The organism is Atlantibacter subterraneus, assembly GCF_007570865.1.
GTDB lineage: Bacteria > Pseudomonadota > Gammaproteobacteria > Enterobacterales > Enterobacteriaceae > Atlantibacter > Atlantibacter subterraneus.
The window spans coordinates 131,781-141,424 of record NZ_VLPS01000011.1 but is presented as its reverse complement, the minus strand read 5'-3'; the positions used below and the strand labels follow the sequence as shown (position 1 = coordinate 141,424).

General features: G+C 50.9%; 10 protein-coding genes and 1 rRNA gene. 7 read left to right on the top strand and 4 right to left on the bottom strand.

The window, feature by feature from the left end:
• Positions 1–94: ribosomal RNA gene (gene rrf, locus FND52_RS20855) — 5S ribosomal RNA — on the top strand; the annotation flags it as partial.
• 99 nt (positions 95–193) lie between these two features.
• Here rrf and mobB read toward each other — a convergent pair.
• Together mobB and mobA are read right to left on the bottom strand one after the other, a co-directional pair.
• Positions 194–703, bottom strand: a complete 510-nt coding sequence (mobB, locus tag FND52_RS20850) for a molybdopterin-guanine dinucleotide biosynthesis protein MobB (RefSeq protein ID WP_244290602.1) — start codon at positions 701–703, stop codon at positions 194–196.
• Positions 700–1,272 (bottom strand): molybdenum cofactor guanylyltransferase MobA, encoded by a 573-nt coding sequence (mobA, locus tag FND52_RS20845; protein WP_144133075.1) that lies wholly within the window; start codon positions 1,270–1,272, stop codon positions 700–702. The genes mobB and mobA overlap by 4 nt, the downstream gene beginning before the upstream one ends.
• Positions 1,273–1,340: 68 nt before the next feature.
• Between mobA and FND52_RS20840 the strand changes: the two genes are divergently transcribed.
• The 3 genes from FND52_RS20840 (at position 1,341) to dsbA (ending at position 3,322) form a co-directional block, all read left to right on the top strand.
• Positions 1,341–1,610: a YihD family protein gene (locus tag FND52_RS20840; RefSeq protein WP_144133073.1), complete on the top strand. Its 270-nt coding sequence runs from the start codon at positions 1,341–1,343 to the stop codon at positions 1,608–1,610.
• 75 nt (positions 1,611–1,685) lie between these two features.
• Entirely contained in the window at positions 1,686–2,672 is a 987-nt protein-coding gene (locus FND52_RS20835) for a serine/threonine protein kinase (RefSeq protein WP_125295053.1), read from the top strand.
• Positions 2,673–2,698: 26 nt separating this feature from the next.
• On the top strand, positions 2,699–3,322 hold the full coding sequence (gene dsbA / locus FND52_RS20830) for a thiol:disulfide interchange protein DsbA (RefSeq protein WP_125295052.1): 624 nt from the start codon (positions 2,699–2,701) through the stop codon (positions 3,320–3,322).
• A gap of 20 nt (positions 3,323–3,342) precedes the next feature.
• On the opposite strand, the gene FND52_RS20825 is transcribed toward dsbA, so the two are convergent.
• The gene (locus tag FND52_RS20825; RefSeq protein ID WP_244290601.1) at positions 3,343–4,266 is read right to left on the bottom strand and encodes an acyltransferase; all 924 of its coding nucleotides are present in this window, start codon (positions 4,264–4,266) and stop codon (positions 3,343–3,345) included.
• 424 nt (positions 4,267–4,690) lie between these two features.
• Here FND52_RS20825 and polA point away from each other — a divergent pair, with 424 nt between their 5' ends.
• A complete protein-coding gene (gene polA / locus FND52_RS20820; protein WP_144133070.1) occupies positions 4,691–7,477 on the top strand; it encodes a DNA polymerase I in 2,787 nt (928 codons plus the stop codon).
• A gap of 164 nt (positions 7,478–7,641) precedes the next feature.
• Positions 7,642–7,689, top strand: coding sequence for a small protein SpfP (gene spfP / locus FND52_RS22165; protein ID WP_071892919.1), 48 nt, complete (start codon positions 7,642–7,644; stop codon positions 7,687–7,689).
• 90 nt (positions 7,690–7,779) lie between these two features.
• Here the strand turns inward: spfP and yihA are convergent, their stop codons facing one another.
• Complete coding sequence (gene yihA / locus FND52_RS20815) at positions 7,780–8,415, bottom strand: ribosome biogenesis GTP-binding protein YihA/YsxC (RefSeq protein WP_125295049.1); 636 nt, start codon at positions 8,413–8,415, stop codon at positions 7,780–7,782.
• Positions 8,416–9,037: 622 nt separating this feature from the next.
• On the opposite strand from yihA, the gene yihI reads away from it, so the two are divergent.
• Complete coding sequence (yihI, locus tag FND52_RS20810) at positions 9,038–9,544, top strand: Der GTPase-activating protein YihI (RefSeq protein ID WP_144133068.1); 507 nt, start codon at positions 9,038–9,040, stop codon at positions 9,542–9,544.
• Positions 9,545–9,644: the final 100 nt, after the last annotated feature.

Genomic DNA, 9,644 nt, shown 5'->3' with positions numbered 1-9,644 from the left:
TCCCACCTGACCCCATGCCGAACTCAGAAGTGAAACGCCGTAGCGCCGATGGTAGTGTGGGGTCTCCCCATGCGAGAGTAGGGAACTGCCAGGCATCAAACAAAGCAGAAGCCCATCCTTACGGATGGGCTTTTTGCTGTCTGCGATCCAGCAAAAACCAGGCGGATTAACCATCGCTCCGCCTGACTCATCGTTACTGCTTTTTCAACCACTCTGCAATAAAATCAGCCACCTGTTGCTCATTGTTAATATCAATAACCGGCAAACTGTGGTGCATAGTGATATTCGTCACCAGTGCAATGACATATTCATCGCAAATCAGATCGGCAACGCTATGCTTCGTCCCTTCACGGTATAAAAGCAGTTTAGGAATGGCTTCATGCTTAAAGCCTTCCACCAGAATAATATCCAGGGTGCGGTGATCCATTCGGCTTGCCAGATAGTGAAGATCGAGCGGCGCTTCATCCGGGGTTTCGGTCATCAGCGCCCAGCGCTCGGCACTGGCCACCAGCGTCTGATACGCACCGGCCTTACGTAGCTCATAGCTGTCTTTACCAGGCTTATCGACGTCCATATTGTGATGGGTATGCTTAATTAACCCGGTACGAATGCCGCGCTGGTTTAGCGCTGGGATCAGCTTTTTCAGCAGCGTGGTTTTTCCGGTTCCACTCCAGCCTGTAATGCCAAGTATCGGCGTCGTCATTTCATCTGCCATTTTTCGAGATCGTCAGGTGTGTTTACGTTTGCAAAGCATTGCGCACCGTCACTAAACAACACGGCATGGCCACCGGCCTGCTTGAGGAATACCATTACGCGTCTTTCGCCGCTGGCTAAGTACGCTTCCAGCAACGGTGCGACGCGTCTGTTCACCAGGCACAGCGTAGGATGATCGCGCTGCCCATCGTTCACCCAGGCGGCTGGTGCGTCATTAATGGCAGCCTGTAAACGCGACGCGACATCGGAAGGAATATTTGGCGTATCGCAGGGGCAAAACAGAAACCATTCACTTTCTACTGCCTGCATGACAGATAACATTCCCGCCAGCGGCCCCGGAAAATCCGCCAACGTATCGGTAATCACGCTAAAACCGCTTTGCTGATACAGTTCGATATTTCGGTTGGCGCTAATCACCAGGCTATTAACCTGCGGCAGCAGACGCGATGCGACATGCCGCCATAACGGCTTGCCATTCAGCAGCACCAAACCTTTGTCCTGACCGCCCATTCGCGTCGCCCGGCCACCGGCCAGTACTGCACCCGTTAATTTCACCAAAAGTATCGCCTCTTTTATTGTGGGTTTGACCCTGTTAACGTGTCTTTCTCAAAGAAAGGAGCGCCATTATGAAATGCAAACGCCTTAATGAAGTTATCGAATTGCTTCAGCCAGCCTGGCAAAAAGAGCCCGACCTTAATCTGCTGCAATTTTTGCAGAAACTGGCGAAGGAGTCAGGTTTTACCGGCGATCTGGCCGATCTCACCGATGATATCTTGATATACCACCTGAAAATGCGCGATTCCGCGAAAGACGACGCCATTCCGGGGCTAAAAAAAGATTATGAAGAGGATTTTAAAACGGCACTCTTACGCGCTCGCGGCGTCATTAAAGAGTAAAAGCATGTAAGCGAAGCCAACAATACGCTGCCAGAATGATATTCTGAAGCATTAGCCGTATTTTTGGATAACGGAATGACAGATAACGCTTTTACATTCCAGACGTTACACCCGGACATCATAATGGATGCCTTATTTGAACAGGGCATCCGTGTTGATTCCGGGCTAACGCCGTTGAATAGCTACGAGAACCGTGTTTACCAGTTTCAGGATGAAGATCGTAAACGCTATGTCGTGAAGTTCTATCGTCCGCAGCGCTGGACGACTGCGCAGATCCTCGAAGAACACGCTTTTGCGCTGGAATTAGCCGCCGATGAGATCCCGCTGGCTGCGCCGTTAATTCTTAACGGCACGACACTGCCTGAATACCAGGGCTATCGCTTCGCCGTTTTTCAAAGCCTTGGCGGTCGCCAGTATGAAACTGATAATCTCGATCAAATGGAATGGGTAGGGCGCTATCTTGGCCGCATTCATCAGGTTGGCCGTCGCGCCCTGTTCCAGCATCGCCCGTCGATTGGCATCAATGAATATCTTCTTGAACCGCGTGTCCTGCTGGCCGCCTCCCCTCTGGTTCCCGCTGCGTTGAAAGACGCCTTTTTAAGCGCGACAGATGCCCTAATCGATGCGGTCCGCGTCCGCTGGGATGAAAATGCAGAAACGCTGCGATTACATGGGGATTGCCATCCCGGTAATATTCTCTGGCGCGACGGGCCGCTGTTTGTCGATCTGGATGATGCGCGCAACGGCCCGGCCGTACAGGATTTATGGATGCTGTTAAACGGCGATAAAGCCGAACAGCGCATGCAGCTCGAAACTATTATTGAAGCGTATGAAGAATTTACCCCCTTTAATATGAGCGAGCTGACTTTAATTGAACCGTTACGCGCGATGCGTATGGTTTATTACCTGGCGTGGTTAATTCGACGTTGGGAAGATCCTGCGTTCCCCCGTAACTTCCCCTGGCTTGCAGAGGAAGATTACTGGCGCAGGCAAACGGCAACATTTCACGAGCAGGTACGGGTTCTCAACGAACCCCCATTGCAGTTAACGCCGATGTATTAATCTGTATATTCAGGAGAGAGTTGAAGATGAAAAAAGTATTACTGGCGCTGGCGGGGATGATTCTGGCTTTTAGCGCATCAGCTGCCCAAATCACCGACGGCAAACAGTACATTACGCTCGAAAAACCCGTCACCGGCGAACCGCAAGTGCTTGAGTTTTTCTCATTCTATTGCCCGCACTGCTATCAGTTTGAAGAAGTGATCCACGTTTCCGATAACGTGAAAAAGAAACTGCCGGAAGGCACCAAAATGACTAAGTATCACGTCGAATTCCTGGGGCCGTTGGGTAAAGATCTGACTCAGGCCTGGGCGGTCGCCATGGCGTTGGGCGTGGAAGACAAAATCACTGCACCGATGTTTGATGCCGTTCAGAAAACCCAAACCGTACAGACCGTAGCCGACATCCGTAAAGTCTTTATCGATGCCGGTGTGAAAGGTGAAGAGTACGATGCCGCATGGAACAGCTTCGTGGTGAAATCGCTGGTTGCTCAGCAGGAAAAAGCGGCAGCCGATCTTGAACTGCGTGGCGTACCGGCGATGTTTGTTAACGGCAAATATCAGCTGAACCCGCAGGGTATGGATACCAGCAATATGGATGCATTTGTTCAGCAATATGCGGATACCGTGAAATTCCTGGTCGAAAAGAAATAATACGCACATGAAAAAGCCGGTCACTGACCGGCTTTTTTGTATTGCTGTTTTATCGCCTCAAGCAGATTGTCTTTCTCGCTCCAGAGTGCATTAAGCCAGAGCTGGAATTGCCGTTTGAAGTTTTTATCGTTGACATAATCGCCGTGCAATTCCTCCGCCACCGGTAATAAATCGATCCTCACCACAATACGCGTCAGTTTACCGCTCAGCATATCGAAAAAAGGCGTTGCGTTATTTTCCGGGTAACACAGCGTGACGTTTAACATCTTGTCGAATTGCGAGCCAAGAACGTTAAGCGCCATGGCGATACCCGCGGCTTTTGGCGGTAGCAAATGCTTAAAGGGTGAGCGTAATTGCTGGCTTTTTGCTTCAGTAAAACGCGAGCCTTCAACGAAATTGACGATAGTCGTCGGATGATGGCGAAACTTTTCGCAGGAACGTCGGGTTGTTTCCACATCTTTTCCACGCCGTTCCGGATGGCGCAATAAATAGCTGCGGGAATAGCGTCGCATAAACGGCATATCCAGCGCCCAGCAAGCCAGCCCAATAAACGGGATCCAGGCAAGCTGCTGTTTAAGGAAATATTTATTCATTGGGATATGTTTGCGGAACAGAACGCACAGCACCACAATATCGGCCCAGCTGTAGTGATTACAAATCAGCAGATACCAGTTTTTCTTGCTTAACCCTTCCAGGCCTACTACATCCCATTTTAAATGCGGATTGAGTTTTAACAGCGCAGCCAGTCCTTCGCACCAGCAATACATCATGAAATTACAGAACGTAGAGATAACTCGCCAGGCGGCGGGAAACGGCATTAATAGCTTTATAATCCCCGCAAGAATGATAGGAACAGAGCAGAAAATCGTTACTAAAATAGTCAGCGCGATACTCAAAAACAGCGTTATCGCAGCAATCAATCTCGACATAATGATTATATTCATGGAGTTATAGGAAGCGGTGCGTTGAAAATGCGCACAAGTGGTGGATTTTATCAGAAATCCCGGTTTGATGACGAACCGAAACGTTACGGTATTTGAATTTACGGAAAGCGTCGGATTTATCAGCGATTTAACAACGTTTGCGATATTTTATATCCACAATAACCAAACGATCGAGAGGGAAATATCTTAGATCAGTGATTTACCATAACTGCATGATATGGCTGTTATTTTTAATTTAAGCGATCGTTATTTTTATATATGCATTTATTCTGAAAACTTTTGTGCACACAGTTATCCACAGGTTGATCCTGCGAGAGAGGTCGAGGATCGTTAATTCTTTCATGCATATTGGTCTGAAAAATTCATATTTCTGTGCCAGCTATGGCATCCTTTAGGGATAACTTAAACATCAGGCACGGACATTATGGTTCAGATCCCAGAAAATCCTCTTATCCTCGTTGATGGCTCTTCTTACCTGTATCGGGCCTATCACGCCTTTCCGCCGCTGACCAATAGCGCAGGCGAGCCGACCGGGGCAATGTACGGCGTACTTAATATGCTGCGTAGCCTGTTAATGCAGTATCAGCCGACTCACGCGGCGGTAGTCTTTGACGCCAAAGGCAAAACCTTTCGTGATGAGCTGTTCGAGCATTACAAATCGCATCGTCCGCCAATGCCTGACGATCTTCGTGCGCAGATCGAGCCGCTGCACGCCATGGTCAAGGCCATGGGTTTGCCGCTGCTGGCGGTTTCCGGCGTAGAGGCCGACGACGTCATCGGCACTCTGGCGCGTGAAGCGGAAAAAGCGGGCCGTCCGGTGCTGATCAGCACCGGCGATAAAGACATGGCTCAGCTGGTTACCCCAGGCATTACGCTGATCAACACCATGACCAATACCATTCTCGGTCCGGAAGAAGTGGTGACGAAATACGGCGTGCCGCCGGAATTGATTATCGATTTTCTGGCGCTGATGGGCGATTCCTCGGATAACATTCCGGGCGTGCCTGGCGTGGGCGAGAAAACCGCGCAGGGCTTGCTGCAAGGCCTGGGTGGCCTGGATACGCTGTTTGCCGAACCGGAAAAAATCGCTGGCCTGAGCTTCCGGGGCGCCAAAACCATGGCCGCTAAGCTTGCCGATCACAAAGAGGTGGCATACCTCTCTTACCAGCTCGCCACCATCAAAACCGATGTGGAGCTTGAACTGACTTGCGATCAGCTTGAAGTAAAACAGCCGACGGTGGACGTGCTGGTCGATCTGTTCAAGAAATATGAATTCAAGCGCTGGACCGCGGATGTTGAAGCCGGTAAATGGCTGCAGGCGAAAGGCGCGAAACCCGCGGCGAAACCGCTGGAAACTATCGTTATCAACGAAGAGCCTGACGAACCGGCTGTGGCACTCTCTTATGACAGCTACGTCACCATTCTGGATGAGAAAACGCTCACCGAGTGGATTACCCGTCTTGAGAAAGCCCCGGTCTTTGCCTTTGATACCGAAACGGACAGCTTGGACAACCACTCCGCGCGGCTGGTGGGCTTCTCGTTCGCAACCGAACCGGGGATTGCGGCCTATGTGCCGGTGGCGCACGATTATATTGATGCGCCGGAACAGCTGACCTGCGAACGCGTACTGGAATTATTAAAGCCGCTGCTTGAAAGCGAAAGCGCCCGTAAAGTCGGGCAAAACCTCAAATACGATCGCGGCGTGTTGCAGAATTACGGTATTGAACTGCGCGGTATTGCCTTCGACACCATGCTGGAATCGTACATTCTGGATAGCGTAGCGGGCCGTCATGATATGGATAGCCTGGCCGATCGCTGGCTGAAGCATAAAACCATCACGTTTGAACAGATTGCCGGCAAAGGCAAAAACCAGCTGACTTTTAACCAGATTGCGCTGGAAGAAGCAGGGCGCTATGCCGCCGAGGATGCAGACGTCACGCTGCAACTGCATCTCAAAATGTGGCCGAAGCTGGAGAAAGAAAAAGGGCCGCGCCACGTTTTTGAAACCATCGAGATGCCGCTGGTGCCGGTGCTGTCGCGCGTTGAGCGTAACGGCGTGAAAATCGATCCGGCGGTATTGCACCGTCATTCCGCAGAATTAACGCTACGCCTGGCCGAGCTGGAACAAAAAGCCCATGACATTGCCGGCGAACCGTTCAATCTCTCGTCCACCAAACAGCTGCAAACCATTCTGTTTGAAAAGCAGGGCATTAAGCCGCTGAAGAAAACGCCTGGCGGCGCGCCGTCTACGTCGGAAGAGGTGCTGGAAGAGCTGGCGCTGGATTACCCGCTGCCGAAAGTGATTCTGCAATATCGCGGGCTGGCTAAGCTCAAATCTACCTACACCGATAAACTGCCATTGATGATTAACCCGAAAACCGGGCGCGTGCATACTTCCTATCATCAGGCGGTTGCGGCTACCGGTCGGCTCTCGTCTACCGATCCAAACCTGCAAAACATTCCGGTGCGCAATGAAGAAGGACGCCGAATTCGCCAGGCATTTATTGCGCCGCAAGACTATGTGATCGTTTCTGCGGACTACTCGCAAATCGAACTGCGCATCATGGCGCACCTTTCCCGCGATAAAGGCTTACTGAGCGCCTTTGCTGAAGGCAAGGATATTCACCGCGCCACGGCAGCGGAAGTGTTTGGGTTGCCGCTGGAAAGCGTCTCCGGCGAACAGCGCCGCAGCGCCAAAGCGATCAACTTTGGGCTGATCTATGGCATGAGCGCGTTTGGCCTGTCGCGCCAGCTCAATATTCCGCGCAAAGAATCTCAAAAGTACATGGACCTTTACTTCGAGCGCTACCCCGGCGTGCGCGAGTATATGGAGCGTACCCGCCAGCAGGCGAAAGAGCAGGGCTATGTTGAAACGCTGGATGGCCGCCGTCTGTATCTCCCGGACATCAAATCCAGTAACGCGGCTCGCCGCGCCGGTGCAGAGCGCGCGGCGATCAACGCCCCAATGCAGGGTACCGCCGCCGATATCATCAAACGCGCCATGATTGCCGTAGACGCCTGGCTTGAGAAAGAGCAGCCGCGCGTCAAACTGATCATGCAGGTACACGATGAACTGGTGTTTGAAGTACATAAAGATGATGTGGAAGCCGTGTCTGAGAAGATCCATGAACTCATGGAAAACAGTATGAAACTGGATGTGCCGTTGCTGGTGGAAGTGGGCAGCGGTGAAAACTGGGATCAGGCTCACTGATAAATGCGCCGCAAAGTCATTTTTCTGTAACTTAGCAACATAAGTTATCGCTTTTTGTGATGACGCTTTGAATTCAGAATGTAAAGATTGAAAAAAAATTACAAAAATACTTTGTGGCGCGAAAAAAAGGTAGTAGAGTTAAACGCGTAGGGTACAGAGGTAAGATGTTCTATCTTTCAGACCTTTTACTTCACGTAATCGGATTTGGCTGAATATTTAGCCGCCCCAGTCATCTAATGACTGGGGCGTTTTTTATTGCCCAAAGAAAAGTTCTGAGGGTACGGGTTGCCCCGTACACTTGCTTATTCTTCGGCCTGCGAATCTTCCGTAACCGGCGTCAGGTCGCTAAACCAGCTGTCCAGTTTCTGACGCAGCTTATCAACGCCCAGTTTCTTCAGGGACGAAAACGCTTCAACCTGCACATCGCCGTTAAAGGCGATAACCGCCTCCCGCACCATATTGAGCTGCGCTTTACGCGCGCCGCTGGCCAGCTTGTCAGCTTTGGTCAGCAGCACCAGCACCGGGATTTGGCTCTCTACGGCCCAGTGAATCATCTGCTGATCAAGATCCTTCAGCGGATGGCGAATATCCATCAACACTACCAGGCCCTGCAAACACTGACGTGCCTGCAAATATTCACCCAGTGCGCGCTGCCATTTTAGCTTCATCTCTTCCGGGACTTCGGCATAACCGTAGCCGGGCAGGTCGACCAGGCGTTTGCCTTCCGCGACCTGAAACAGGTTGATCAGCTGCGTACGGCCAGGGGTTTTACTGGTTCTGGCCAGGCTTTTTTGATTGGTTAAGGTATTAAGCGCACTTGATTTCCCTGCGTTCGAGCGGCCCGCGAAAGCCACTTCAATGCCGGTATCGGAAGGCAAGTGGCGAATATCAGGCGCACTGGTCACAAAATGCGTCTGTTGATAGTTCCAGTTAGTCAAAGGTCGTCTCCATCAGGACAAGCGATGAAGGGATTATACCTGAACCCCTGCCAAAGGCGGGGTTCTTAAATCCAGGCTTACATGATATTCCCGATATGTTGTAAGAGATTGCCGATATAAACCCTGGGAGAAACAGGGATATTCTTTACATGCATTTAAAATAAATATTTATAAATCATGGGGATATTCTAATAAGACCACTCTTAAAAATGGTAGATTGCTGCGCCTACGGCTTGTCTGATTATTCTAAAAAGGTAAAGTAGTCAGCGCGGGACAGGATGACCCCGGAATAAGGTTCAGGAACGTCAGGGTGACGAAGAACAGGATATGGCCGGAGAGCCAGCGTCATAAGACGCCACAGGGAAAAGGACATACACGGAGCGTTGTTTGCTAAAGGAAAAACAGGGTAGTTGGTAGCAAGCCAGGACGAGCGCAAAGTTAAGAGAAAAGGCGACAGCAAAACTGTCGCCTTTTCTCTTTTCTGCCTTTCTGATAGATTCCGCCGCAATTCTCATCATCATAAATAAACCGTCTCTCACATATCGTTTAATTACCCATAATGTAAGAAGCGGCTTGAAGTATGATGTCATTATTCTCGTAAATGGCTTAAGACGACCCTAATATGAAGCAACCAACCTCCAAACGTCCTGCGAAAGCGCGTCGTAAAACACGCGAAGAGCTGAATCAGGAAGGGCGCGAACGCAAGCGCCAGAAAAAACACAGCGGCCACGCGCCAGGCAGCCGCGCATCCGGCGCTGCGGCAGATGCGAAAAACGCCCGCAGCGGCCAGAAAAAAGATCCGCGCATCGGCAGTAAAACCCCCATTCCGCTGGGCGTGACAGAAGCGCCTGTAACTAAGCAGCAGAAACCGAAGAGTGAGAAGAAACCTATGCTTTCACCGCAGGCCGAACTGGATATGCTGGAAAACGACGAGCGTCTGGATGGATTGCTGGAGCGTCTTGAAGAAGGGGAAACCCTGAGCAAAGCCGATCAGGAATGGGTCGACGCGAAACTGGATCGTATTGATGAGCTGATGCAGCAGCTTGGTCTCTCCTGGGATGATGAAGACGAGGAAGAAGACGAAAACCGCGGCGACGATTTGATGCGTCTGCTCAAGGGCGGCAACTGATCGGCACGCTATGGGCCTGCCCGTCCTGATCGTTGTCCTGCCAATAGTATGTTATCTGGTGTGGTTATTCGTTAAACTACAGCGGTTGTCGCGCCGTCAA

Excerpts from the sequence above, each read along its gene's own strand:
- FND52_RS20835 (WP_125295053.1), top strand. The coding sequence starts at position 1,686 with ATGACAGATAACGCTTTTACATTCCAGACGTTACACCCGGACATCATA.
- FND52_RS20840 (WP_144133073.1), top strand. The coding sequence starts at position 1,341 with ATGAAATGCAAACGCCTTAATGAAGTTATCGAATTGCTTCAGCCAGCC.
- polA (WP_144133070.1), top strand. The coding sequence starts at position 4,691 with ATGGTTCAGATCCCAGAAAATCCTCTTATCCTCGTTGATGGCTCTTCT.
- mobB (WP_244290602.1), bottom strand. The coding sequence starts at position 703 with ATGACGACGCCGATACTTGGCATTACAGGCTGGAGTGGAACCGGAAAA.
- dsbA (WP_125295052.1), top strand. The coding sequence starts at position 2,699 with ATGAAAAAAGTATTACTGGCGCTGGCGGGGATGATTCTGGCTTTTAGC.
- FND52_RS20825 (WP_244290601.1), bottom strand. The coding sequence starts at position 4,266 with ATGAATATAATCATTATGTCGAGATTGATTGCTGCGATAACGCTGTTT.
- yihI (WP_144133068.1), top strand. The coding sequence starts at position 9,038 with ATGAAGCAACCAACCTCCAAACGTCCTGCGAAAGCGCGTCGTAAAACA.